We start from the raw sequence: 24,893 nt of genomic DNA, 5'->3' as shown, positions 1-24,893 counted from the left end.
AAACGATGTTTGGACTTTAGTCTTAGTTAACATATAATCCTATTATGAAAAAACTACCCCTACTTCTGCTTTCACTATTCTTTCTTAATTCCCCTGCAGTTCTTGCAGTCCATTTTGCAAATTTCGAAGTTGTAGATATAAGCCTTGGGGACAGCCTGCTAGAATTTATGAGTGAAGATGAAATACTTGATGGGATTGAGAAATACAAAGATTTAAATAGATATTCTTATCTCAATGAACCAAATAAATTCTTGGAAATCATAGTACCGAGAGAGAAAAATATATATGACAAAGCCTCAGTTTTTATTAAGAATACTATACCAAACAACTATACGATATATGCTATCAGAGGTTACAAGGATTACATAGAGGACTTTGATGCCTGCATTAAACAAAGAGATACAATTGCAAAAATCATAACCGGTATGTTTACAGATTTAAAAACTGCTAAATCAATCGAAGAAAATAACCAAGGCATTAATGATTATTTCACTCTTAATGATTTAAACGCAACTATTGATATTTATTGTCAAGACCTTAAAGAAACTTATAGACTTAAAAACGGTTTTACTGAAGGTCTTGTTTTCGCTATTCATAATGAAGAGTTTCGCGAATGGCGACTAAATTACAAGTAAATCAGCGATGGTGACAGAGTAAGTATGGTGGAGGGAGAGGGATTCAACTAATCGCCTACAGACCTTCTATCAAAAGATATATTAATTATCAGTATAAATTCTACTCACTAATCTACTCGCAAATCTAGTATGAGCAAACTACTAATACTTTTTTCCTCTTCTTCAATTTTTAAAGAGAGAAGATATATTGCGAGTTGCAAGGTCTTGTTCAAGAATTTTGGTGTAAATAGCTGCACACTGTTCATTAGTTAATCTATTATTTTCGTGTCTATTTATAGCCTCACATATATCCTGAAAAGATAGGTGGCTATCTGGAGATTTACTATTTGTAACCCACATAACCTTGGTCCAAACAACAAGATTTTGAGAGCTTTTCAGAGTAAATAAATCTGGAAAAGCCTCTAAAAAGCCTTTAGTTTCCTGATTAAGCTGCTTTTCTCCACCAGGAAAGGCTAATTTCATAATTGGCCTGACATCCTTTGGTATATGTGAAAACTCTTCTTTTTTAAATAAACCAAACATAAAGTATCTCCGTTGAGGAATTTGATGAGAAAAACGCCATAGTTTTTTTTGTATAGTTACCTAGTAGAGGTTATAAATTCTACACTCATCTCTAACCTTAAGGGAATAGGCAAATAATACAGCCCTACCATTTGCCTCATCATAAGCATATTTATGGTAAACGTTCCTATGACCATCTTTACATAGTCATTAACTTAATTAGGGCTATTAAATAACAAACAAATGCTAATTTGATTATGTACCTAATCTATTCTAGATCAAATTGAATTGTATTGTTTGATTTTTGCTGTAGGATGAATCTCATACATTTCAATTGGTGGAGTATATGGGCAGAATACTGGTATTAGTTTTCATAGTAATTATAGGATGGATATTCACTGCAGCTAAAAAAACAACAGGAAAAATCATTAATAATCAAAAATTAAAAGATACCTCTGTAAAGGGCGAATCCAAAAAAATTATGGATAAGGCTGCAAAAGGCGTTAATTGGATGGAAGATCAATGGAAAGATTCTAAAAAAAATGCTGACAAATCTAATAAAAAAGATGATTGGTTCTAGTAGATGCTAGAAAGCCTTTATTGGCTTGGTGGAAGCGTTGCTCTCCTTATTGCTTATGTTATTGTTTCTAATACATTATGGCTGTTATTTGGCTCTAAAGTAATTCAAAAGCTACCTGGTGTTAATATTAAAGGTTTTCGTGGAACATTAAAAATAGCCTTAATGCTTTTTTTATCAGCAACTGGCTTTCTATTTTGGATAAGTAAGTATCTTATTATGCTAATATTTCTAAAAAGTCCAAAACCAAAACTCTCTAATGAAATTTCCCAAAAAATTAAATGGGGCGCACGAATTACTAAAAATAAACTATAAGCTTTAAATTTTATAAAAAACTAAAGGAATAATTATATGAAAATTTTAGGAATAGTCTTGATTTTATGGGGTGTCGCAGATTTTGGGCTAAGTTGGACTGGGGTTGATGTTTACGACTCTCTTGGTATTCAATTACCTGAAATAATTTGGCTTTACTCACACTTTATATCAATTGCTTTAGGCTTTGGAATTTATCAGCTAGGAGATAAACTTCAGAAATAGAAATGGAAAAATCAACATCTATTAAGACTAATTCAATAAAAAATATCAAGGTAACAGATGTCTGCCCATCATATTTTGGTTTAATTGAAAATATAGACGGCGAAGACACAGTTGTTGTCGTAATTGAAAAAAGCACACCTTGCCCATGTTCGGTAACAAAATCATTTTTTACTGAATATGATAATCAACGATTAATAAACATTAGAATTACATCTTCTGGGACACCAGAGACTGACCCTAGTTTTGTCAATATTATTCATAATAGAGATATACAACTACCGCCTATTAGTTCTGCAGGTTATGAGATCGAAGTTACCTGTTCCTTTGACGAAAATGGAGTAATGCACGCCTCTATTCTTAATGTAGAATCTGGAGAACAAACTACAATATCTTTATCCACAACAACTTCTTTAACATCAGGAGAAATAGATCAATTTACTGTGGATGACGATTTACAGGAAGTTGGGTCAAAATTTGGTGGCAAATTTATTGGAATAGACCTAGGAACTACATACTCTGCAATATCAACCATTGATGAGCATGGTATACCAAAAATTATAAATAACAGTGAAGGTCAAAATATTACCCCATCATGCATATGGATAAAGGATGACAAACAATATTTAGTTGGAGAAGAGGCAAGAAAGGAATTGGGCATAAACAAGAATGTTATTGCAAGATTTAAAAGGGACATGGGAACTAAAGAAAAATACACTGTTAGGGGCCAAGACTTTACTCCAACTGATTGTAGCGCTCTTGTCTTAAAAAAACTATTTCAAGACGCTCAGAAAGAGGTTGGAGACATTGGAGAGACAGTTGTCACTATTCCTGCAAATTACACCAATGAAGCACGTGTTGCAACTCTGACTGCGGCAAAGCAAGCAGGTTTAAACGTACAAAATCTTATTGAAGAGCCCTCAGCTGCAGCTCTTTATTATGCATTTAAAGGACAAATTGAGCTCAATGGCTATTATGCGATATTTAGCCTAGGTCACAATTCATTTGACATCTCTTTAATAAAGGCTAATCAGCAAAATATTAATGCTTTAGCATCTGAAGGCGTTCAAAAGCTAGGTGGTGGTGACTTTGATATTATCTTGCAAAAGATTATTAAAAAGAAATTTAAAGATGAGCATAATGAAGCTGTTAACGAGAAAGACTATACAAAAACTGACGCTGAGGAAGATAAAAAGTCTTTAACAAAAAGAGAAGCTATATATGTAAGAATAAATAAAAAACGTGTAAGTGTCACTAGAGCAGAGTTTGAGAAAAAAATATCATCTCTTATCATTCAAACTGAAATGTTATGCGAGAACATTCTTAGTGATCAAAATTTAACTACTGAAGATATACAGGCAGTTTTAATGGTTGGAGGAAACACCAAGATTCCATTGGTTCAAAAAGCAGTTGAAAGAATCTTTAAACAAAAGCCAACACAATCTGTAAATGTTGACGAAGTCATAGTTTTAGGTGCCTCACTTTATGCTGCATTCAAGGGTGATCAATCAAAACCACTTTTACAACAAAAATCTGCTAATAAAATTCTAAAACAGAGTGAAGATGATGACTCCTCAGAAATAGATAAATGGTTGCTTGATTAACTTTAGGCAAAGTCTTAAACAAAATTAGAACTAATTTCTTTCTCTAAAACTGCCATTTCATTTTCAAATGATACTGGTATTTCACCCTGTAAATTTCTGACAGCAGCATCAAGCTTCTCGGAGACGCTTTTTTGAACTGATGATGCGTCTTGGTGTCCAGATAAGAAGTTTTTAAGTTTATCCAATAACTCTTGACCGAACATTTCATTAAAGATCTGTTGTTCATTACTATTAAAGGCATTATCCTCAATAATTTTTGCAGCACACAGCCATAATGCTACATCTTTTTTTAATGTATTTATCCTTTCACGAGCTATAGAGTCAACAAATTTATCAATGTCATCTTTAATTTTCTTGTTCAGTTTTGCAACTTCATTTGGTTGATAATTTTGTTCACCACTTTTAAATGTCTCAGACATTGAAAACCATAATAAAGCACGGCATCTAACAAGAATTGAGGGGTGGGAAGAGTTGCTATCAATCTGAGATTTGAACTTTTCTGTATTTGAAAGTTGGGACAAGAAGGCTCCAATATTAAATTTTAAATATTTAGATGACAGGCCAGACATTGTTTTCATCATTGCTCTAATAGAGTGATCTAGAGAGCCACATGCAAGTAAGCCAATTCTGTCAGCAGAGATTTCTTGAGCTCTTTGTTGAATCGAAAACTCTAGACTTTCACTGCGATTTGAAGCAATTGCTGACCCATGAGCATAAATAAAATGTCCAATTTCATGGCCAACAACAAACTCAATTTCTTTATCTTCTAAAATATCAATTAATCCTGAAGATAGGCGAATAATGCAATCAACATCATCACCAGCGTGACATTCAGCTTGAATATCTGAGGATGCGTATACATAGGCCTTAACAGACTCATGTGGAATCTGAAGCCTGTTGATAACATTTTCAATTGATTTTGAAATAACGGGGGTAACAAGAGGATTTATAAGCATAGAATTCATTGAAAAAAATGAATTTTTTTCGTCATTGCTTCTTTTAATTGAGCCTTTCGCTCTTAGCTTATCACCTGAATAACGAACAGTTTTCGCAAAAATCCTAACTCTTGAAAGTTCATCAGACATATTTTTTTCGAGTTTCTCCAATCAAGTCGAGCATTTGCTGAGCGTTGTCTTTTTCTTCACCATCTTGGAGTGAATTCATTCGGCCATTCCATTTAGTAAACTCTTTACCTAGATGGCCTAAAATTTTACTATTACTCCAGGTTGGGTCTAAGCCTAATAGGCTCTCAACGTCAATATTCCCAGTGGTAGGCTTTAACTTAATGAGCTGTTTGTCTCTAATTTTTTCTGCTTCAACTGGATCAATATTAAGCAACTCACAAATATAGTTAATTAACTTTGTTTCACTTTCAAGTATCTTAGAATCAGCAGCCATAACCTCATTGACTAACTCCAAAGCTTCATGTTTTTGAGCTTTGTCAGCAATTTTATTCATTTTTTTACATATATCCTCTAAATCTAAATTTCCAGATTTTTCTAATTTATAGGATTCTTTTAAAGCTTTGTTATAAAGCTCTTTGAGCTCTTCTTGTTTATCGTCAGAGTATGGAGCAATAATTTTTTTAATCCATTTCTTTAATACAGCACCCTCAGTGTCATCAAAGTCATCATCTACAAGCGCAACAGCTACCCCTAATTTTATAGATAAAGCCCTAGATTCATCTTTATCAACCTGCTCTTCTCTGTAACCCTTTTCATCAAAGTTATACTCAAAATTAACGGATTCTGTCCAAATGGACTCTGAGCGAGGAGCAAAGCCAAGGAAGACTGAAGGCATATCATTCATATCAACCAACCTCACAACAATCCCTAGTGTTTGATTTCCTCCATATGAAGGTTGAAGCATATCAGGGAAAAACATTGCAATACCTACCCAATTTTCATAGCCAACTGATCCAGGAATTTCACCAAGATCCAAAATAGATTGATAAGCAGAAGAAGAGTCTTCTTGGTTAAAATCAAGCATCGATAAAACAGGAGACCATTCTCCTTTTTCATCTTTACAAATAATCGAGGTTATAAATCCAACCGTTTTCTGAGTATATACCGGCATTAAGCCCTTGCATTGAACTTCATAGCCAGTGACTTCATCTAATTGTTTTTCAACAACACGAATCTGAAGATCACCTAGTGATGATCCGCCTCCAAATAAAGCTGAAAAGAATCCCATTCTAATCTACCGTAAATGCATCAATTTTATTTTTTTCTGCTGGGCTTGCATCAATTTCACCAATCTTAATATCGGTTTTTTTCCCAGACTCAACATCCAAAAATGAGGCGAGCATAACTCCGTTCTCGTCAAAAGAATAGGTGACTTGAATCTCCATATTAGCTGGCCTTCCAGCTGGCAATTTTAAAGTTTCGTCTTTCAATAGTCTAACAAAACTAGGATCAGTCTCTGGCGTATTAGCAGATGTGATAGAGCAATCAATCCCTTCCTGACCTTCATGGGTGGTATAAAAAGATTGTGTGACTGAACACGGTCGAGGAGTATTTTTTTCAATAATAATTGAAACTAGTTGTTGGTGATCCTCTCCAAGATAAAATGTACCAAAATATGAAGGACATACATCGGTAACCTTAATCCTATTTACAGAAGCTTTTTGTACTTTTGTTAGTTTTGATTGATCTCCCTTGAAAGCAGCGTATAAAGATGCGCCTAAAACCACTGCTTCATCAACATTGACAGACTGTGTTGGCTTTTGTTTAAAGACTCTTTCTACTGCTTGCTGAACTAATGGAATTCTAGTACTTCCACCCACCATGAAAACCGCCTCCAGGTCTGTCGCAGTTAAATTCTGATCTGCAAGGATGGACTCACAAACCATTTCGGTTTGCATGACAAGAGATGAAATTTTTTCCTCAAACTCTGCTCTTGTGACACTTACACGTTTTTTGTTAAATCTAACCTTTAAGCTGTCTCTTTTAGATAAAGATTTCTTATCTTCTTCTGCATCAGTTTTTGTATAGTCTTGTCCATCAACGACTTCTTCATGCTCCTCTTTAAATTTTTTTCTAACTATTTTCTGCAAGATAGTATCAAAGTCATCACCGCCAAGCTTTTGTACACCTTCAGACGCTAAAACATTAATATTTTGCTGATCAACCTTTATTAAAGAAATATCAAATGTACCTCCTCCCAAATCAAATACTGCAAAATGACCTTTTAACTCAACACCCCCTTTAAATGCATAATAGAGTGCTGCAGCAGTCGGCTCATCAACAATATTCTTGACATTTAAGCCAGCTTCCTTGGCTGCTTTAAGGGTTTCAGCACGTGCTTCATTATTAAAATTTGCAGGAATAGTGACAACTGTCTCTCCAATGTCTCCAACCTCTTTCTGAGCGTCTTGAAATAGTTTTTTTAAGACAAGAGCGCTACAATCAGTTGGAGTAAAGTCTTGGCCCCTAACAGTGTATTTTTCTTTAGTTCCCATGTCCCTTTTAAATCTTGCAATAACATTCTTGTTTATGCCCAATTCCTTTCTTGCCTCTTCTCCAACTAAATATTGTTTGTCATCCTTTATCCATATGCATGATGGGGTAATATTTTGACCTTCACTGTTATTTATAATTTTTGGTATACCATGCTCATCAATGGTTGATATTGCAGAGTATGTAGTTCCAAGATCTATTCCAATAAATGCTGACATATTCTCACTCCTTTATATTGTTGTTCTATTTTGATTCATATATTTTTTTAGCTTGATTAATTAGTTCTATCCTTTGATTTGCATTATTCTTTTCTTCACCATCAATTAAAGAATGAAGCCGATTATTCAATTTAGAAAATTCTTTGTCGAGTTGACCTAAAATTTCATTATTACTCAAAGTTGGATCTATTTCTAGAAGGCTTAAAATATCACTATCATTAACCGCATTTGATTCATCATTGTTAACCGCATTTGATTCATCATTGTTAACCGCATTTGATTCATCATTGTTAACCGCATTTGATTCATCATTGTTAACCGCATTTGATTCATCATTGTTAACCGCATTTGATTCATCATTGTTAACCGCATTTGATTCATCATTGTTAACCGCATTTGATTCATCATTGTTAACCGCATTTGATTCATCATTGTTAACCGCATTTGATTCATCATTGTTAACCGCATTTGATTCATCATTGTTAACCGCATTTGATTCATCATTGTTAACCGCATTTGATTCATCATTGTTAACCGCATTTGATTCATCATTGTTAACCGCATTTGATTCATCATTGTTAACCGCATTTGATTCATCATTTTTTTCTGACTCAGCGAAATCATAAACCTTTACTTTTGCTTTGGAAATTACTTCAATGCTTGAATCTTCACATTTTCTAACATAGCCCATCTGTAAAACTTCAGCTACTGTTTCGTGTTGACTTTTATCAGTTGTTGGTATTTTTTTAGGGTTATCTGCGATATTATCTTGAGCTTTATAATCTACTCCAACTTCTGGAGAAAAAGATTCGACTCTGCACTCTAGAAGAGCTTCCTCCATTTCCTCCTGTATGTCCCCTAAGCCATCTAAGTCTATCTCTCCATCATCAATGTACTCTTTAAGAACTCTGTCAACTTTAGTAAATCTTAATAAAAATTGCTTATAAATATCAGCATCGTAACCCTTTTTAAACCTTTCCATTTCCTCGTCTTTCTTTTCAAGAGCGCTATGCAAATGTGTAATTATTTCTGAAATTCTGGCTATTTCATCATTAGTATTATCTGATATTGTTCTAGAACTTTTTAAAGCAGCAGTTTGATTATCTAGTGCATTTTGAATAATAGAAGTGCTCTCTTTTGAGGACTTATTAAGACTTTTTATACTCTTCTCAAATTTTTCAGGAACCATAATTTCTTTTCCAGCAATACTTAATTTCCTCCAGTAATAAAGCCAAAAAGAAAGTGAAATTGAGATCAATGTCAATAATGATAGGATTATTAGCAATGTGGTAGGTGAATTCAGAAAATTACTTTTTACTGCCTTAGAATCTTCAGCAGATGTCTCCTGCCCTGCATCTGGTATTGAAGAGCTTGGACCATCCATTGGAGGTAGCACTGGCATCTCTGCTTTTATTTCTGCCATCATTTCTTGAGATGCAAGTTTTGCAGCGCGCATACCATCTTCAAGAGATATGTTATTATTTGGTGTTAGTATTGATGGATCTGAATTATCATTTGAAGTAGTGTACGCAAACACAAAAATCCCAATCAATATTGCAATTAATATAAATCCAATTAAATAGTTTTGAAAGTTATTTTTATCTAATAATGACTCTGTATCTTTAGAGCTTTCCTTTTCAACTTTTGACTCATCAGCCTTTGACTTAGGGGCTTCAACTTCTTTTGGAGTTTTTAATTTATTCTTATTTTTTTTTGAATTATTCATAAAAATTAAATACTTACAAATTGAATATATTTCATTATGAACCTAAAACTAAAATATAACAACTAATTATTTAATTCGTTAATAAAGCTTTGTTCCGTAATAAATAGCTTTTTGATATACTCATCATCTCTATTAACCTTTTGAAGAATTCCCTTTTGCCCAGGCCAGTAACACCAATAATCCACCTCATCTAGCCCAGTAATCATCATTTGATGTTGGAGTTGACCAAAGTAGTAGTCGGGAACAACTCCATTGTTTGCTTGCCAATAAGCTGACTCGCCACATTTAATTTCAACTATGTGTTTAAAGTCATCTGAAATTCCATCCATACTGGCAATAAGCCATGAGAATTGCTTATCCTGAAGACATTGAGGCTTTACATTAATACCAGTTTTTTCTATATAAAGCTTTCTAGCTTCTGGTTCTAATTTAGTGCCCAATATCATTTTTTCATTTGGAATTGTGTTAACTCTATTCTTTTTTTGATCAAGAAGCTCTTTGGGTGATTGAAATTTATTATCACCATTAATTGTTGAAGCATCGGAGGCTCCAATACCTGTATGTCTCCACTCAAGCCACTCATTTGAACCTTGCTCCATTAAAACAAGATTAAATCGCCTCCCAACATCTAAAATTTTATTTGTATTAGGCTTGGGCGTAGGTTTTGGCTTAGGTGTCGGTTTTGGCTTAGGTGTCGGTTTTGGCTTAGGCGTAGGTTTTGGCTTAGGCGTAGGTTTTGGCTTAGGCGTGGGTTTTGGCTTAGGCGTAGGAGTAGGTTTAGGAGTAGGTTTTGGCTTTTTATCAGATTTACTCTTAAAGAATAAGAATACAATAAAAGCTATTACAAGTACGATCCAAACATCTGAATTATCATCACCAGAGCTAGAACTGCCACTAGAATTAGAATTGTTCGTTGTTTTAACTTTATTAGCTTCTTGGAATTTACCATCCTTAAAAAGACCTCGCTGAATAATGCCACTTGCGAGCGTTAAAACTCCTTGCCCATTTCGCTTGTCATCTCTGTATTCTCCAACATACTTTTGGCCATTTGGCCAGGTAGAAATAGCTTGACCGCTCCTGTCGCCTGTTATCCATCCACCGACATATTTTTTTCCATCAGGCCAAGTATAGGTGCCTTTGCCATGTCTCTGGTCTTCTTTAAATTCACCAGCATATCTTTGACCACTCGAGTAAGTTATAACTCCTTGCCCATTAAAATTACCTTTAACAAAGTTACCGACATATTTGACTCCAGATTGTGAGGTGTATGTTCCATAGCAATTAGTCCAAGAAGCAGAGTAAGATCCTGGACATTTTTTCTTACTACTACTAGTTTTTTTTACACACCTATTTCCACTTTTATAAAAGCCAGAGTTACATTGAAATATATTGCTACTATAGTTTGAATAAGAGTTAGCAGGAACCTTCAGGCAGAGTGTTTTTGTATTATCTCTGTAATAGTTTGTATTACAGATCCATCCAGAACCAACCTGGTGAGCATTAGAGGGAGTTTTTATTGCAGTAGATTTCTTTACACACCTATTTCCACTTTTATAAAAGCCAGAGTTACATTGAAATATATTGCTACTATAGTTTGAATAAGAGTTAGCAGGAACCTTCAGGCAGAGTGTTTTTGTATTATCTCTGTAATAGTTTGTATTACAGATCCATCCAGAACCAACCTGGTGAGCATTAGAGGGAGTTTTTATTACAGTAGGTTTCTTTACACACCTATTTCCACTTTTGCTAAAGCCAAATTTACAACGCCAAGTATCGCCAGAAACGTAAGCATTCCTGGGTATAAGCCTGGAATCACTTCCACAAGTTAATCTTCTATTTTTGGCTTCATTAATATAAATTTGAGGAACTGAAACTAATTGAAACCAACTACAAATTGAAGCATTATCTTTGCCTCTTAAATTCGTTCCCTCAATATCTGCATAGGCAGCTGAAAACAAAAATGTTAGGACAAATAAAAAGATTCGAAGAATACTACTCCTCCAATGAAAAAATGATTTTCAATTTTATTTTATAAAAATTGATTATAAGTCACACTGCACCATATCAACTTAATATTTATATACATTTTTTAATTATTTATCTATTAAAAAAACGTGTTTAATTGGCTATACGTGTTAATAGGAGTTAGGATTAACTAGCAGATTCAACAACCCTCATCATTCATGTGCTCTTATTTGACCTAATCTAGAAAAACGAAGTTTGGACTTTAGTTCAAGTTAATATACAATCCTAATATGAAAAAACTATTCCTGCTTCTTGCTCTTTGTCTAGGAGTTTTTACAGCACAAGCAGCGCCAGAATATGGCACAGTAACAGTCTCAAAAGTAATTAGTGTCTATGATGGAGATACCTTTAGAGTGGATATAGATTCACTGCCTCCCATAGTTGGCAAAAACATACCCATTAGGCTTAATGGCGTTGATACTCCAGAGATACAAGGAAAGTGTCAATACGAGCAAGATTTAGCCCTTAAAGCAAGAGATTTTGTAAGAAAAAGGTTAGCGAACGCAAAAGAGATTAAGTTGACTAAGCTGCAAAGGGGCAAGTACTTTAGAGTGGTTGCCGATGTGATCATCGATGGTGTTAGCTTAGAGCAGGAGCTACTTGATAATGAATTAGCTTACAAGTACACTGGTGGAAAGAAATCAAGCTGGTGTAATTAATATGAAAGAAAAAATCATAAATCGATTACTCGAAATTACTGGTGGGTTATCAGTGATTGTTTTGCTTATTGGTATTTATATTAGTTTAGAATTTCTTGGTATTCTATGGATTGGGGAGTTGCTATACTGGATATGTATGATACTTATATCCCCCTTCTTGCTCAAAGCTGCTTATATGTTTCTCAAAGACGTTCATCAAAGCAATTTAGACGATATTGAAGAATATCAATCAGAAGAGAAAATAGAACAAAGTGGCTTTAAAGAGCAGATCAAATCTTCTCTAGAAGCAGTCGCATTATTTTGGATAATTTTATTTATTTTAATGTGTGGTATTTTATTTATTTTTGTTCCAGAACTAGGATTAAGATACTGGTTGGAGCTCTTAAGCATTTTTCCAGGAATACTAATTTTCTTGTTTTTAATAGGTAAGTTAGTTTCAACTATAGAAGCTATGTGGAAAAACAAACTAGATGACACCGAAGAGAAAAATGCTGAAATTATTAAATGAAAAAACCACTCTTATTAGATAATAACAGTCTCTTAAATATCTCCAAAGCTTAAATCAATCAAATCCCAATTAGACTGAGCACCATAACGTATTGGGACTATGCTAGTTCCCACGCCAGATGTAACAAAAAGTGTTCTTTTACTATCCTTATATAATCCACATGTCGCATCACGAGGCGCCTTTGACGGGACTTTAAGTGGGCCAATAACTGGAAAACTTACCTGACCGCAGTGTGTGTGTCCTGCAAATATCAACCCTTCAACGCCCGGTTCAAAAGCGCCTTGAGGGTCATGGGTAATCGTTAGCTTTGGCAAGTTTTTGCATTCTTCAGGATAATCCACAAATTTAAATCGATGTGAGTTGTAATCTCCCAAGCCGCGTACGCAAATTACAGCGCCAGCAACATTCATGATTCGCGATTCATTTTCTAAAAGGTCAACCTCAAGATCCTTAAATTCTGCAAACCATTTCTTACGGCCTGTGTAATTATCATGGTTCCCAAGAACAATGGCTCTGGGTATTGGGTCAAGGGATTTAAAAGTTTTGATAATGTTCCTGCGATGAGAGTCTACGTCTTTAATTTTACGTAGGTCTGTTATGTAGTCACCCACAAGCAATACTAGATCTGGATTGTTACTTTTAACTTCATCTAAGAGCTTTAAAAACTTGGTAATATCTTTACCCTCGCCTAAATGAATATCTCCAATTACTGCAACCTTGATTGATAATGCAGAGACATCAGTTTCTTTAAAATCAATCTGCAGTGAGTTCATTTCAGTCTTAAGATTTTTAAGGACTGATGCTCTGAAATAAATAGCTATAAAAGCTATTAGAATGACAATAAGAAGTATTTTCATATAACTGTGTTTAGTAATTTTTAATACGCTTAAAGCGATACTGAACGGTAATAAGAATGTTATCGGTCAGACTAACAATGCCGCAAATGTTGGGCTTAATGTCCTTTTTAATTGCTATTTTTTTACCTTTCTTGCTTAGATAAATGACCGCACACCCTCTCCTTTGTCTTTTTTTAACGCCGTAACTAAACAAAAGTTCAAGAGCGTCATTAGTAATGTGGCGTTGCTGCTGTCTTACTCTTGCGTGGTTACTTTTAATTAGATTAGTCATGAAGGAAAGTATCCCTCTGGATAGCACTCTGAGTAATGAGTAGCATTTAAGCCGCAACCAATCCTCTGCATATCAATAGGACTTAAGTCAAAAAATATCCAGGAATATAAACTGAACATTATTACAAAAGCAATTGGCGCAAAAAACAGTGACATAAGTGCTGCCTTAAGTTTTAAATTTTTTGAATCTCGAAGCAGACTAATGCCATAAAAAAACATAAAGAGCCAGCCTACAAAAACAAAGATTAAGGACAATTTTTATCTCCTTTAATAATCATAGTATTTCGATTAAGCTCACAAATATAAAAAGCGCCACATGAAAAATAACGGACATTAAAAGCACCTTATTGCTTATAAATTTAGGGTTTCTTTTAATTGGGGATACGTGTATTTTCATATTAATTTAGCGGTAACGACATACCTTAAAGGCCCTCCTGCAACAATCCCATTAAATGGAAAGCAGGTGACCAGCTTTAGCTCGTCTTGATCTGAGTGAATGGATATGTCTTGCTTCGTTGAATCAATAATTTTTATCTCAGTAACAACATAACTTGCTGTCCTGTTACTTTCATCGGTCAGTTCAAAAATGTCACTCATTACTACCTCCTCTAAAAATTGAAAGTGGGTATCTCTATGCGCTGAAATAACCGTTGTGCCGCCTTGATTCGGCTTATAACTGTTGATGTTGTGTCCCGGTGCAAATGCCAATGAATTGCCCTTGTCCCCCGAAAGAACAATTAAGTCTTTGTTATGTTTTTGTGAACTGAGTTTCATCACTGGATACATGTCCGCCCATTCCCAAGGTTTGTGTATCTCCCCAGTACGTATGGAGTCGTTCCAGGCATCATTTATTAAATATTGGGCCAAGACAGCTTTAGCAGGAATATAAGCGCCATAGGCAAATATACTAAAGCCTATGGCTGTTAATAAAAATACCAGCTTCTTCATGCTGCTAATCTTCGGCGATTTATGAACGTTAGCATTAGAATTAGAGCACCTAGATACATAAATAACTCTGAATTGGTTGCTGTTTGCGATGCCGCGGCAACTCTTACTGGCATAACCTGGTTGAGCGCTAGATCAAGTTGGAGTTCAGTTAGTAATTTAGCTTCAAATGCAACAAGTTCTGCTTCAAATGCAGCAAGTTCTGAATCTAAATTAATACTTTGGTATGCAGCAGGTAATTCATATGCTGCGACGCGACTGGCATTTGCTGGAGTTTTTTGTAACTTAACAATAAACTGTTGAAGTAATTGATTTTTATTTTGAAGATTGCCGTCACTATCAATTTTTATTATATTTTCTAGGCCATCTGCCTTCGCTTTTTTAATAATCGCTTGATTGATTAACTGCTCTGTATCAGGCCTTACTGGCGTTACATCAACTGCCACCAGAGATGTAAAGCGAGAGACAAGGTGATAGTCTAAGGCAAGCTCTAATATATCCACTCTAGATAGATCTTTTGTTCTCGTGGTGTAGGCGTTGTTATGAATATCGGTTAAACGATCAATCTTCCTTCGAGCCCAAAGAATGTCAATTCCCTTAGTATCTTCTGATGAGTTAATCGTTATATCTTTATTAAAGTCACCATCAATTGTCTTTCCAGTGATGATGAGTGACGTAGGAAGCGCGTTCATTTTATAAACCGCAGTAATGGTCTCACCAGCATAAAGATCATAAATCACATCTAAGGCAAGCTCAGCATTGATTTCATTTGGGAAGTTAACATTTATGTCGGTGAGTGCGGGAGATTCAAGCTTTACAAATAGTTCATTCATTTTTTGGGTAACTTCGTTTTGGCTTCCAATATAAGTAAAGGAGCCTCTTCCAAAGTCTGCAAGCTTAGAAAGTAAATAGGAGTTTGGAGCAGAGCCAATACCAATTGTAAAAAATCGATCGTCTTCAATTTGCGTTTGTACCCTCGTAAATATTGCGCTCTCATTGCCAGACTGGCCATCCGTTATAAATACAATTTGACGAAGATAATTGTGAGAGTTAGAGTCTCTTGATTTAAATGCATAAGTAATAGGGTCAAGCATCTCAGTGCCGCCATCTGCATTAAGGCCTCTTATAAATCGGTTAGCAAAAGATATGTTGCTTTTAATCGCGGGCATTGCGCTATCAAATAGAGGATTAAAGTTACTATCAAAATCAATGACATTAAAGCGATCATTAGGCTTTAGCCTTCTAATAGCTTCATAAAGTGCATCTTTAGCTTGATTCATAGAGCTGCCACTCATTGAGCCTGATGAGTCAATAATAAAGACTAGCTCGCGCGCCCTACTGCTTTGTTTGAACACTTCATCTTTCGGAGGTGTTGCCATTAATAGTAAGTAAACGTCATCGTCTTTTTGCTGTGTAAAAAGAGCAATTTCAGGCTCATATGTCCTGACTGGATACCAATTAAGCTCAAAATCACGGTCGGCTTCATTGGCGTCGGCTAAAGAGATATGTTTAGTTGTCTGGTTTGTATCGAACGTATTTATCTTGTGATAGCTTGAGTGTAATGTCGAAACTTCAAAGCCAGGCATTAAATTGATGTCAATCGTAACTGGCAGGTAGGTTTCATAATCTTGACCGGTTAAAGAGCTAATAACGCTTTCGCTCGGTGGGGTTATTTTTGAAGCGTCTTCAACCTCATGAGTATTCGGCGCAAAACCTAGAGAATCATAAGGAGTTTTAATTGGCTTGCCTGGAATGTAGCGATCGCCAACAACCATTGGAAACCTTATTGAGTATTTGTTATTATCAATGAGGACTGCTTGTTGATACTCAATGGCGATGGTAATCGTTCCGCCAGGAGCAATATTAGCAACACTGGAGGTAAAAATATTCGGTCTTTGCTGCTCAACTAAAGAGGCGCTCTTACCCTCTTGTTTGGCTTTTTCATATATTTTTTTGGCTTCCTTTTTTTCATGAATTTGGCCTTCAATGACTCGCTCATCGATATACATTCTTAATTGATCAACCGCTGAGTTTTCAGGAAGTGGGAATACATAAACGCCTTCAGCCCATTCATTAGATGGATTCGTAAAGGACTGCTTAACTGTAACTCTATTAATGCTTCCAGTTATATCCATTTGCACTTTAGTATCAAGCGCAATTTGCATAATAGATGGCATCCCATTAAATTTAAAGATCATTGAGCCTGACTCTGCCTCATTGACGTGGATTGGTTTGTTTGTTTGCGAGGATTCGTGGTTTGCTAGAGAGGAAGTTGAAGAGAAGAAAAAGAAGATAGATATAAGAGTTGAGGTGGCAGCGAAAGAGATATGGCGTTTCATTAGACCCTTTAATAGTTAAGTTAATTTATTATTGGCCTCTGAAATAATTTAAGGATAAAGCTTTGGTGTTTTGTTAATGAATTTAAGGTGAATTTGGACCATATTTTTACGTATTTAGAGAATTTTATTTATTAGACTTATATAAATAATCAATCTATTTATATGTTAGAGTGAATTAAATTTATAATAATCCTATCAATTACTTAATAATAAAATTTAAAATATCTGTATTATGAAAAATAACTTACAAAATATCCAGCAAGATCACTCACGAGAGGACCGCTTTAAAAGGATAGCTGCAAATAGAACTAATGAAGTTCTAGATAGAATTCGTATCCTAGGAAACTGCTCTAATAAAAGCACCTATAAATATTCAGAAGATGAAGTTAATAAAATTTTTAGAGCTCTTGATCAAGAAATTAAAAATTGTAAAGCTAAGTTTACAAATAAAAAAGCAAAATTTAAATGGAATTAGGCTTAACTCTTGTCTTTTCGATAGTGAACTTTACTTTAAATTTAATATTAATTAATCAAAAAATCTTTATCTAATCAACTCCTAATCTTCATTTAAGCTTTATATTTGCAGCCTAGAATGAACCACATGATTATTAGAAAACCATCACATTGGGAGAAGCTACTTGCCATAGTCGTTGGTCTCTCACTCGGAATACTCATCTCAACTGCTGCCAATGCCGACTCAAATAAAGCTGTTGAATATACTGAAGATAATAGTTATCTTATTGATGACAGTCTTGCAATGGCTAGACAAGGTGAATTTGTTCGAGCATCAAACCTCATCGTTGATTTAGCTAATAAGGGCAATGCTGAAGCACAGTACGTCCTTTCAATGTACTTCAGAGACCCTAACGCTCTAAACATTCCAGAACTCGGTGAAATGTGGCTATTAAGGGCTGCTGAAAATAACAATGCTGATGCTCAATATGATTTAGGTTGGCGACTCGCTGCTGGTTGGAAGAATGACTCAGTAGAAGATATTGTGGAAATGATATATTGGTTCGAAAGAGCAACCTTTAATGGAAACGATGATTCTTATGCTAATTTAGCGACACTCTATGAAAATGAGTATCGAGATGTATTGGTAGAGATGGAGGTTGCTGCTAATAATGGAAATGCTATGGCTCAGTTTAATCTTGGATGGATTAACGCAAGAGGCTTATATAGTTCAAAGGGATTAATGCAGGATATAGATATTGCTAAAGATTGGTTTGAAAAGTCTGCAAAGCTAGGATTCAAGGATGCAATTGAAGTACTCGAGAAGAACTTTTAAATAATGGCAATAATAACTACCGTTTTTGTATGGCTTGTGTCTATAGCAGATGCAATTGTTTACGGAGTCATTTCCTTTTTTCTAATGATATTAATTTTATTTGCTTTTGCTACAGCAGGTCCAGATGACTATTGGGCAGAAGGCGGTATGCCGCTTCCAACAGCAACAAAAGCTCAACCCATAGATTAATTTAAATATAGGAGTTACATCAAATTACAATCCTAAGCTTTCTACCCATTCCATTCACTCCTGGTTGGATATTTGCCCCTTTCTACGGGATGCTGATTCATTACTACTCCAAGTACAAGAAGACAGGAATCGCACTGATAATTCTATTTTTTGTTCCCTATGTTGCTGTGATTATTGGTCTTATCTTTTGGCTTAGTTCGTGCCCTGATATGTGGGTATGCCTTCAAGATAGTTTCTGGGATACACCTTGAATATAGACTTAATAATATTTATAGTTTGGTCCATCTTCCTTTTCGCAGGCTTTATTCTTGTTTGGGGTCCAAAGTATCGTAAGCTTGCAATTTTCCTTCTAATTATAGGTCTAGCCCCATACATTAACTTGGGTTATGTACTCTATTCAATCATAGATGCGTGTGAATTTGAAGTGTGGGAGTATTGTTTTCAAGATATTCTCTGGGATACACCATAAGGGAGATACTTAGATTAAACGAATTCTAATTATTGCATTTATTGTTTATCTAGGAATCTTTTCTTATATGAGATGGAGTGTTGAAGAAGAATACTGTTATGTGGATGGAGCTTGGATATGTTAATGCAAGCCACTAAAGCATTTGTTTTCAAAGAAAGAAGTTTGAGCTCATTGGTTTGGCTCTGGGGTTTTTTTGGAACCATCCTGCTATTTCTTCTTATAGATGCATTAGTAACAACACCCCTTCTTAAAAGAATTCTCTATCTAGAAGATTGGATTTACTGGTTAGTCCCAATTTACTACTTCTTTGTTTTCTTCTTTAGCTTTGGAGACATCAATCTCAGCTTTAAGTCAATCTTGCAGACCTTCTTTCATTTTATTGGGCAGATAGCGGCATTCCTTATCTTTTTCGGTTTTTGGGGCGTATTTGCAGCCTTTGGAGGCTCTGACTACCAAGCTAATACTTATTCTTTAAAGCAAGAAGCTCCCACAGAATTTACTGAAAACTCAAAATTACAATACCCCTCTGATGCTGAGTTAATTCATACTTCTTTTAGTAACTGGGGGGCTAACGTTGGCACAGATATTATCATCAAGGTTGGGGACATAGATTCATTTGTTAATACAGCTGTAACTAAATATAAATTCTATGAAATGACAATGGACTTTCCAGGTCACGACAGAGAATACCTAGGCTATGGTTTCGACCCATTTCAAGGAATACTAAGTCCTCCTTTTTGCTCAGAGACTCCTACGATGGTTGTCAAACCACGCTACTTTAAGGTAACCAAAAAACTCACTGACCCAGAGAATTTCTGCGGGAAAAGAGAGGTTTACTATTCAGAATTAAAGACGGAGACTGAGCTGAGCATTCTTATGGTGATATTCCCTAAAGAAGGACTAGTATGGCTTAATCGCTCGGATTGGTTTTAACAGGAAAACATATGAAATCGAAAGAAGAGATAGTAATAGGTAAAAAATATTGGTTTACTTGGGGACTAACTACTGGACTAGGCATTTCAATCCTTTTGATACAGTTAGACTTGCATAATAGCCGCTCACTATGTTCACCAGTGGTAGGTTGCGGTTATGAAGTTCCATTATTTTTAACAATTCTCATTTCAATTTTATTACTAATTACTCGGGTATTTAGAAAGAATAAGTTAAAGCTAATAACCCCTTTAATACTTTTAGTTTTTTCAGTTTTTATCTTCCTCTTTACTTTCTCTTCAGAAAAGAGGTTTAATGAAAGTATGACCTCCCTTGCTAAAGACATTCAAGAGTTATGTATTACAAATGAAGAATGTCCAGTGACCTTATCTACCGCTTTTGATGATGTACGGCTGGTTAAGGCTGACACTATATGGACTCTAGAAGGCGAAGAAGATGAAATTATAGAAAATAAAACTAACATTATTGACGCAGGATATATAAGCTCAAGTTCTTATAGATATAAGTTAAAGCCTTACTATGGCTTTATGTCCTTTGACTATAAAGCAACTGGACGTAACTTTAAGCTTGAATGGGTATCAGGTGAGGCAAAGGTTATAAGAGCTAGAGTTACTAATGATGAGAGCCCCAAACTTCTTTTAGAGAATTACTGTGAACCTGGTGGTGAGACTTGCTATGAAAATGAAATAGGAACATCATATTTATAAGTGTTATGAACTTTGATTATCTTGAATGTATGCTTAATAAATCATTAGAAACGATGGAATACTGCAATACTCTATAATTTTTAATTTAATGTAAGTGCTATAATTCGTAATTCACTCTGATCTATTTTTTTTACTCAAAGCCTTTCTTTGCTAAAAGTAAACTTTAATTTTTTATGAAAAAAATTTTACTTGTAGCATTCTTAAGTATTTTTACACTCCCTGTGTATGCTAATCCAAACCTATCTCACTTAAGCGATACTTATGTCTGCAGCTGGTTTGAAGTGTTAAGAGTCCCCCAACAATTTATTGATGAGGCTAAAAAGCGGAATTTAAAGTGTGGTGAGCCTCGAGTTAAATTTAAAGTGGAGTGTGGCTCTAATAGTATATTTGCTAATTCAAGATGTGAAAAAATACCAGAAAATGCTACATATTCTGATGAAGGATGGTCTTGTAATACTGGATATGTAAAACAATTAAATACGTGCATAATTAAACAAGCAGTTCCTCCAAATGGATATAAAAAAGGCACCTCCTTTGCTTGCGTAACTGGCTACTATAAAAAAAGCAACTCTTGTCGCCGATTACCATTAAATGCAATTGCTTTAAGTGGCTCTGATGGCTATTACTGCAAACCAAATTACAGAATGAGCACTTCACAAAACAATTGCGTTGAACACTCTCCCGCAAAAGGAAACGCTGTTGAAGAGTTATGGCTATGCCCTCAAGGTTACACAAGGATTAAAAATACTTGTGTAGAAGGGTCTATTTTGAAAGATAATTCTTTCTATACAAGTATTTTTAAAGATAATCATTCATTTTTTCTTGTATTTTTTAACTCAGGAAAGCCAACAATATATTTTTGGCTAGCTTTAATTTTTAGTGCCCTAGCTCTTGATAATATCTTTAGCTTAAAGCGAAAGAGGAAGGAGTCTAGAGTAAAACTTGCTGAAATAAAACTTGCTGAAATAAAGCAAAGCGCTGAAAAAGCAAAAATTAAAGAAGCTGTAGATCTTGCTAATGTAAAGCTAGAGCAAGAGAAAGCTAAATTTAGAGCTGCCGAAATTGAACGAAAGAAAGAGGAAGCTAAGGCTAAGCTTGCTGAAAAAAAGCAAATAGCTGATAAAGCCAAAGCTGATAAAGCCAAAGCTGATAAGGCAATAGCTGATAAGGCAATAGCTGATAAGGCAATAGCTGATAAAGCCAAAGCTGATAAGGCAATAGCTGATAAGGCAATAGCTGATAAGGCAATAGCTGATAAAGCCAAAGCTGACAAGGCAATAGCTGATAAGGAAAAAATTATAGAAGCAGAAGCTAAATTAGTAAATCCTTCTGTTGAAGCTGACTTTAAGCCATTAATGATAAATGAAAATTCTAATAAGTCAGAAATTGTTGATTATTCAAAAAAGTTTATAGGAAAATCCCTCAGAGACATCATTACTAAAATTCAAGAATCTAACCTAGAGGATCAATATTATAGTTACAGAAGATATTTTGCCTTAAAGGAGGATAGAGGGCTCATGACTGATATTGAAAGAGTCTGTGAAAAGGCTTCTGATAAAGACAATATTTTTGAAGAGTTGCTCGACAAATATGGCTTCAATATTCAGTCAGATAGTCAATCAGCTAATCATCTGGTGAACAACAACATATTCCTAAAAAAAATCCCAGCAACAATGGAATCTAAATATATATTTCTAAATAATTTACACCTATCCTCTATTGACTTTTATGAAATTATTGACGAAATATGGGAAAACAGTAGCCTATACAATGAGCTTCAGAACTTGCTTATTGTTGTATATGAACAACCTGGCTACTTAAGCCCTTTAGACTATAGAGTTATTGGTGTTAAATCCCCTAATCTTATAAATGACCTGCCCGACTATCTTTTGAGTCAAATTAAAAAAGATTGGGAATTAATAAGGGATAAAGTTAAAGACGGAAGAGCTCATTTTATAACTGACAAACAAACAAAATATCTTATAGCTCAAAATGACGATAGAATTATAAATACTAAGGTCAGGCAACCTAATAATACAAACAAAGCTAGCCCTAAAATCTTTTGTTTAAAAAAAGAATTTGTCAATCTCTTGTTTGCAGTTGAAAGCTTATCTGAAAGTCAAATCAAGAACAATGAATCTGATGATATTGCAAATCAATCGTTAGCCTTTACAAGCTTAGATAAAGATGGAAAAAGAAAAACAGAAAAAATTCCTAAGTTACAACCTAGTGGAAGAGAAAGGGAGTTCATAAAATATGAGCTATCAGTCCGCTCAAATATTGTAAAAGATTTTTTATTTAAAGGGATTAGTCACCGTGAACTTGATGAAAATATATTAGGCTTAGACCCAACAAAATCCAAAGGTTTCCAGTCTATGGGGATATTGCATTATTTAGGCCTTAAAAAACCCTTTAGTGAGCTATTTTATAATTTAAGTCTAGAGCGTGTTAATGAATTATTAACTGAAGATTTCCAGGATTTTGACCAAGTACTTGAGCATATTAATTTTTCATCTGAATTAGGTGAAGGCCAAGACAGTTTTAATATGAACCATCCTCACTATGGGCTTCATAAAGATTTTAATTCCCTCTTTCATAATTATTTAGGAAAGAGTGAAGAACAAATAGCGGATTTTCTAAATTTAAGCTTGCCAAGTAACAAACCCAAGAACTTTAGGAGGGTATTGGTAGACAACATCATAAAGACTTATGGGCAGTATATTGATCAGACTGACAGGGTGATAAAAGTCATTAAACTTGAATCATCAGGCAAACTAACTCAGTCAATTCCATTGCCAACTTTTAGATACCTTGATATTGTTAATGAAAAATGGGGAACATCTGAACTATTCAAACAACTCACTCAGTATTTTACTTTTATTGTTTTTAAAGAAGAAGAGGATTCTAATTCCTCAGCCTTGCTAAAAGTTATATCCTGGACTATATCTACTGAAGACCTCAGAGAAGCACAAAAGGTATGGGAGAAAACAGTGTCACAAATTAATCTTAAAAAAGCCGATGAATTACCTAAAATGTCAGAAAGTAATGTTCTTCATGTGAGGCCTCATGCTCAAAATAAAATGGATACATTTCCAACCCATTATGGTGAAGCTGTTATTAAGAAGAGTTTTTGGCTAAACGCAAAATTTATTGAGACTATTGTTAGAGATTATGATTGATACTATTGAACTTTTTGCAGGCGTTGGAGGCTTTAGGGTTGGACTTGAAAAAAAGTCTAATAATGGCCAATTTAATATCATATGGAGCAATCAATGGGAGCCTGGTAGCAAAATCCAGTATGCATCTGACATTTATATAAAAAACTTTGGAAATAAGAATCATAACTGTGAAGATATAGCCGAAGTGGTAAATAAAAAGTTCAAAAAAATACCAAACCATGACCTTCTTGTAGGAGGATTTCCCTGTCAAGACTATTCGGTAGCCAGATCACTCAATAAGGCTGGAGGAATTAAAGGCAAGAAAGGTGTCTTATGGTGGTCAATTTATAACCTTGTTAGAAAAAAAAGAAGCAAAGCCCCAAAGTATTTAATGCTAGAAAATGTAGATAGACTATTAAAGTCTCCAACATCTCAAAGAGGAAGAGATTTTGCAATAATGCTCGCATCTTTATCTGACCTTGGTTATGCAATAGAATGGCGTGTTATAAACGCATCTGACTATGGAATGCCTCAGAAGAGAAAACGAGTCTACATTATGGCATACAGAATGAATACTCCAGTTTTTAAAAAAATAAAAAAGCTTCATAAGCTCGATCTTAGCTCAAATTGGATTTTTAATGACGGAGTCATGCAGGATGCTTTTCCGATGAACTTTAATGATATGTTTGCTAACTCTTTTAATATTGATGGGTCAGTCGAGGATATTTCTGAAAATTATGAGCAATTTAATGAATTCAAGCGCCCTTTTGCAAATGCGGGGCTCATTATAGGTCGAAAGGTATTTACTGCGAAAGGAGAGGCTATATTTGAAGGAGAGCCCACCGTCTTAGATGATATAGTTGAGAAAGATGAAGAAAAGATTCCTAATGAATTTTATATAGATGAAAGCAGTTTAAAGGAATGGAAAAAAGCCAAGGATGCAAAATCAATTCCAAGAGTCTCTAAAGATGGATATGAATATAATTATTCCGAAGGGAAAATGTCTTTCCCTGATAAATTAAATAAGCCCTCAAGAACAATCGTTACAGGTGAAGGGGGTAAATCGGTCTCACGATTTAAACATGTCATTCAAACTGATTCTGGAAGATACAGGAGGCTTATGCCATTAGAATTAGAAAGATTAAATATGTTCGAAGATGAATGGACAGTTGGTGCACCTGACGCAAAAAGAGCATTCTTTATGGGTAATGCTTTAGTAGTTGGTATTGTAGAAAAACTATCCAATTCTCTACTTAAACAAGCCAATGAATAAAT

Annotated in this window: 25 protein-coding genes; 14 read left to right on the top strand and 11 right to left on the bottom strand. The window is 34.8% G+C overall.

What is annotated here, in order from left to right; genetic code table 11:
• Positions 1-44: 44 nt before the first annotated feature.
• Entirely contained in the window at positions 45-635 is a 591-nt protein-coding gene (locus ABXT44_RS04390; protein WP_416688376.1) for a hypothetical protein, read from the top strand.
• 162 nt (positions 636-797) lie between these two features.
• On the opposite strand, the gene ABXT44_RS04385 is transcribed toward ABXT44_RS04390, so the two are convergent.
• The gene (locus ABXT44_RS04385; protein WP_416688374.1) at positions 798-1,157 is read right to left on the bottom strand and encodes a hypothetical protein; all 360 of its coding nucleotides are present in this window, start codon (positions 1,155-1,157) and stop codon (positions 798-800) included.
• A 325-nt stretch (positions 1,158-1,482) separates the two neighbouring features.
• Here ABXT44_RS04385 and ABXT44_RS04380 point away from each other — a divergent pair, with 325 nt between their 5' ends.
• Genes ABXT44_RS04380 through ABXT44_RS04365 form a run of 4 tightly spaced genes read left to right on the top strand, consistent with a single transcriptional unit; the run spans position 1,483 to position 3,851 of the window.
• Positions 1,483-1,716: a hypothetical protein gene (locus tag ABXT44_RS04380; RefSeq protein ID WP_416688372.1), complete on the top strand. Its 234-nt coding sequence runs from the start codon at positions 1,483-1,485 to the stop codon at positions 1,714-1,716.
• Positions 1,717-1,719: 3 nt separating this feature from the next.
• Positions 1,720-2,028: a hypothetical protein gene (locus tag ABXT44_RS04375; RefSeq protein WP_416688369.1), complete on the top strand. Its 309-nt coding sequence runs from the start codon at positions 1,720-1,722 to the stop codon at positions 2,026-2,028.
• Between the two features lie 36 nt (positions 2,029-2,064).
• Positions 2,065-2,250: a hypothetical protein gene (locus ABXT44_RS04370; protein WP_416688368.1), complete on the top strand. Its 186-nt coding sequence runs from the start codon at positions 2,065-2,067 to the stop codon at positions 2,248-2,250.
• A gap of 2 nt (positions 2,251-2,252) precedes the next feature.
• Positions 2,253-3,851, top strand: a complete 1,599-nt coding sequence (locus ABXT44_RS04365) for an Hsp70 family protein (protein ID WP_416688365.1) — start codon at positions 2,253-2,255, stop codon at positions 3,849-3,851.
• Between the two features lie 14 nt (positions 3,852-3,865).
• Here ABXT44_RS04365 and ABXT44_RS04360 read toward each other — a convergent pair whose 3' ends face one another.
• The 5 genes from ABXT44_RS04360 to ABXT44_RS04340 form a co-directional block, all read right to left on the bottom strand.
• Positions 3,866-4,936 carry a M48 family metallopeptidase gene (locus ABXT44_RS04360; RefSeq protein ID WP_416688364.1) on the bottom strand — a complete coding sequence of 357 codons (1,071 nt, stop codon included), beginning with the start codon at positions 4,934-4,936 and terminating at the stop codon, positions 3,866-3,868.
• Positions 4,929-6,044, bottom strand: coding sequence for a TerB family tellurite resistance protein (locus ABXT44_RS04355; RefSeq protein WP_416688361.1), 1,116 nt, complete (start codon positions 6,042-6,044; stop codon positions 4,929-4,931). Before ABXT44_RS04355 ends, ABXT44_RS04360 begins: the two co-directional genes overlap by 8 nt.
• A gap of 1 nt (position 6,045) precedes the next feature.
• Entirely contained in the window at positions 6,046-7,527 is a 1,482-nt protein-coding gene (locus ABXT44_RS04350) for an Hsp70 family protein (RefSeq protein WP_416688359.1), read from the bottom strand.
• A 25-nt stretch (positions 7,528-7,552) separates the two neighbouring features.
• A complete protein-coding gene (locus tag ABXT44_RS04345) occupies positions 7,553-9,253 on the bottom strand; it encodes a bacteriophage T4 gp5 trimerisation domain-containing protein (protein WP_416688357.1) in 1,701 nt (566 codons plus the stop codon).
• Between the two features lie 62 nt (positions 9,254-9,315).
• Complete coding sequence (locus tag ABXT44_RS04340; protein WP_416688355.1) at positions 9,316-11,211, bottom strand: lambda-exonuclease family protein; 1,896 nt, start codon at positions 11,209-11,211, stop codon at positions 9,316-9,318.
• Positions 11,212-11,508: 297 nt separating this feature from the next.
• Here ABXT44_RS04340 and ABXT44_RS04335 point away from each other — a divergent pair, with 297 nt between their 5' ends.
• Positions 11,509-11,937, top strand: a complete 429-nt coding sequence (locus ABXT44_RS04335) for a thermonuclease family protein (RefSeq protein WP_416688353.1) — start codon at positions 11,509-11,511, stop codon at positions 11,935-11,937.
• On the top strand, positions 11,909-12,445 hold the full coding sequence (locus tag ABXT44_RS04330) for a hypothetical protein (protein WP_416688351.1): 537 nt from the start codon (positions 11,909-11,911) through the stop codon (positions 12,443-12,445). Before ABXT44_RS04335 ends, ABXT44_RS04330 begins: the two co-directional genes overlap by 29 nt.
• A gap of 32 nt (positions 12,446-12,477) precedes the next feature.
• On the opposite strand, the gene ABXT44_RS04325 is transcribed toward ABXT44_RS04330, so the two are convergent.
• The 5 genes from ABXT44_RS04325 to ABXT44_RS04305 all read right to left on the bottom strand — a co-directional run bounded on the left by ABXT44_RS04325 (position 12,478) and on the right by ABXT44_RS04305 (position 16,856).
• Positions 12,478-13,302: a metallophosphoesterase gene (locus ABXT44_RS04325; protein ID WP_416688349.1), complete on the bottom strand. Its 825-nt coding sequence runs from the start codon at positions 13,300-13,302 to the stop codon at positions 12,478-12,480.
• 10 nt (positions 13,303-13,312) lie between these two features.
• Positions 13,313-13,573, bottom strand: coding sequence for a hypothetical protein (locus ABXT44_RS04320; RefSeq protein WP_416688347.1), 261 nt, complete (start codon positions 13,571-13,573; stop codon positions 13,313-13,315).
• Positions 13,570-13,827: a hypothetical protein gene (locus ABXT44_RS04315; protein ID WP_416688346.1), complete on the bottom strand. Its 258-nt coding sequence runs from the start codon at positions 13,825-13,827 to the stop codon at positions 13,570-13,572. Before ABXT44_RS04315 ends, ABXT44_RS04320 begins: the two co-directional genes overlap by 4 nt.
• A 138-nt stretch (positions 13,828-13,965) precedes the next feature.
• Positions 13,966-14,520, bottom strand: coding sequence for a class GN sortase (locus ABXT44_RS04310; protein ID WP_416688345.1), 555 nt, complete (start codon positions 14,518-14,520; stop codon positions 13,966-13,968).
• On the bottom strand, positions 14,517-16,856 hold the full coding sequence (locus tag ABXT44_RS04305) for a marine proteobacterial sortase target protein (RefSeq protein WP_416688343.1): 2,340 nt from the start codon (positions 16,854-16,856) through the stop codon (positions 14,517-14,519). The genes ABXT44_RS04310 and ABXT44_RS04305 overlap by 4 nt, the downstream gene beginning before the upstream one ends.
• A 232-nt stretch (positions 16,857-17,088) precedes the next feature.
• On the opposite strand from ABXT44_RS04305, the gene ABXT44_RS04300 reads away from it, so the two are divergent.
• The 7 genes from ABXT44_RS04300 (at position 17,089) to dcm (ending at position 24,891) form a co-directional block, all read left to right on the top strand.
• Entirely contained in the window at positions 17,089-17,331 is a 243-nt protein-coding gene (locus tag ABXT44_RS04300; RefSeq protein WP_416688342.1) for a hypothetical protein, read from the top strand.
• A gap of 126 nt (positions 17,332-17,457) precedes the next feature.
• Positions 17,458-18,144 carry a tetratricopeptide repeat protein gene (locus ABXT44_RS04295; RefSeq protein ID WP_416688340.1) on the top strand — a complete coding sequence of 229 codons (687 nt, stop codon included), beginning with the start codon at positions 17,458-17,460 and terminating at the stop codon, positions 18,142-18,144.
• Positions 18,145-18,147: 3 nt separating this feature from the next.
• On the top strand, positions 18,148-18,333 hold the full coding sequence (locus tag ABXT44_RS04290; protein ID WP_416688338.1) for a hypothetical protein: 186 nt from the start codon (positions 18,148-18,150) through the stop codon (positions 18,331-18,333).
• Between the two features lie 586 nt (positions 18,334-18,919).
• Complete coding sequence (locus ABXT44_RS04285) at positions 18,920-19,735, top strand: hypothetical protein (RefSeq protein ID WP_416688337.1); 816 nt, start codon at positions 18,920-18,922, stop codon at positions 19,733-19,735.
• 11 nt (positions 19,736-19,746) lie between these two features.
• The gene (locus tag ABXT44_RS04280; RefSeq protein WP_416688335.1) at positions 19,747-20,460 is read left to right on the top strand and encodes a hypothetical protein; all 714 of its coding nucleotides are present in this window, start codon (positions 19,747-19,749) and stop codon (positions 20,458-20,460) included.
• 173 nt (positions 20,461-20,633) lie between these two features.
• The gene (locus ABXT44_RS04275; protein ID WP_416688333.1) at positions 20,634-23,639 is read left to right on the top strand and encodes a MutH/Sau3AI family endonuclease; all 3,006 of its coding nucleotides are present in this window, start codon (positions 20,634-20,636) and stop codon (positions 23,637-23,639) included.
• Complete coding sequence (gene dcm / locus ABXT44_RS04270; RefSeq protein ID WP_416688331.1) at positions 23,632-24,891, top strand: DNA (cytosine-5-)-methyltransferase; 1,260 nt, start codon at positions 23,632-23,634, stop codon at positions 24,889-24,891. The genes ABXT44_RS04275 and dcm overlap by 8 nt, the downstream gene beginning before the upstream one ends.
• Positions 24,892-24,893 lie beyond the last annotated feature (2 nt).

Source organism: Candidatus Pseudothioglobus sp. Uisw_041 (genome assembly GCF_048087625.1).
Lineage (GTDB): Bacteria > Pseudomonadota > Gammaproteobacteria > PS1 > Pseudothioglobaceae > Pseudothioglobus.
This window is presented reverse-complemented; position numbering and strand designations above follow the sequence as displayed.

Excerpts from the sequence above, each read along its gene's own strand:
- ABXT44_RS04350 (WP_416688359.1), bottom strand. The coding sequence starts at position 7,527 with ATGTCAGCATTTATTGGAATAGATCTTGGAACTACATACTCTGCAATA.
- ABXT44_RS04370 (WP_416688368.1), top strand. The coding sequence starts at position 2,065 with ATGAAAATTTTAGGAATAGTCTTGATTTTATGGGGTGTCGCAGATTTT.
- ABXT44_RS04335 (WP_416688353.1), top strand. The coding sequence starts at position 11,509 with ATGAAAAAACTATTCCTGCTTCTTGCTCTTTGTCTAGGAGTTTTTACA.
- ABXT44_RS04280 (WP_416688335.1), top strand. The coding sequence starts at position 19,747 with ATGAAATCGAAAGAAGAGATAGTAATAGGTAAAAAATATTGGTTTACT.
- ABXT44_RS04385 (WP_416688374.1), bottom strand. The coding sequence starts at position 1,157 with ATGTTTGGTTTATTTAAAAAAGAAGAGTTTTCACATATACCAAAGGAT.
- ABXT44_RS04295 (WP_416688340.1), top strand. The coding sequence starts at position 17,458 with ATGATTATTAGAAAACCATCACATTGGGAGAAGCTACTTGCCATAGTC.
- ABXT44_RS04310 (WP_416688345.1), bottom strand. The coding sequence starts at position 14,520 with ATGAAGAAGCTGGTATTTTTATTAACAGCCATAGGCTTTAGTATATTT.
- ABXT44_RS04365 (WP_416688365.1), top strand. The coding sequence starts at position 2,253 with ATGGAAAAATCAACATCTATTAAGACTAATTCAATAAAAAATATCAAG.
- ABXT44_RS04375 (WP_416688369.1), top strand. The coding sequence starts at position 1,720 with ATGCTAGAAAGCCTTTATTGGCTTGGTGGAAGCGTTGCTCTCCTTATT.
- ABXT44_RS04275 (WP_416688333.1), top strand. The coding sequence starts at position 20,634 with ATGAAAAAAATTTTACTTGTAGCATTCTTAAGTATTTTTACACTCCCT.
- ABXT44_RS04325 (WP_416688349.1), bottom strand. The coding sequence starts at position 13,302 with ATGAAAATACTTCTTATTGTCATTCTAATAGCTTTTATAGCTATTTAT.
- ABXT44_RS04360 (WP_416688364.1), bottom strand. The coding sequence starts at position 4,936 with ATGTCTGATGAACTTTCAAGAGTTAGGATTTTTGCGAAAACTGTTCGT.
- ABXT44_RS04355 (WP_416688361.1), bottom strand. The coding sequence starts at position 6,044 with ATGGGATTCTTTTCAGCTTTATTTGGAGGCGGATCATCACTAGGTGAT.
- ABXT44_RS04345 (WP_416688357.1), bottom strand. The coding sequence starts at position 9,253 with ATGAATAATTCAAAAAAAAATAAGAATAAATTAAAAACTCCAAAAGAA.
- dcm (WP_416688331.1), top strand. The coding sequence starts at position 23,632 with ATGATTGATACTATTGAACTTTTTGCAGGCGTTGGAGGCTTTAGGGTT.
- ABXT44_RS04320 (WP_416688347.1), bottom strand. The coding sequence starts at position 13,573 with ATGACTAATCTAATTAAAAGTAACCACGCAAGAGTAAGACAGCAGCAA.
- ABXT44_RS04390 (WP_416688376.1), top strand. The coding sequence starts at position 45 with ATGAAAAAACTACCCCTACTTCTGCTTTCACTATTCTTTCTTAATTCC.
- ABXT44_RS04285 (WP_416688337.1), top strand. The coding sequence starts at position 18,920 with ATGTTAATGCAAGCCACTAAAGCATTTGTTTTCAAAGAAAGAAGTTTG.
- ABXT44_RS04380 (WP_416688372.1), top strand. The coding sequence starts at position 1,483 with ATGGGCAGAATACTGGTATTAGTTTTCATAGTAATTATAGGATGGATA.
- ABXT44_RS04305 (WP_416688343.1), bottom strand. The coding sequence starts at position 16,856 with ATGAAACGCCATATCTCTTTCGCTGCCACCTCAACTCTTATATCTATC.
- ABXT44_RS04290 (WP_416688338.1), top strand. The coding sequence starts at position 18,148 with ATGGCAATAATAACTACCGTTTTTGTATGGCTTGTGTCTATAGCAGAT.
- ABXT44_RS04300 (WP_416688342.1), top strand. The coding sequence starts at position 17,089 with ATGAAAAATAACTTACAAAATATCCAGCAAGATCACTCACGAGAGGAC.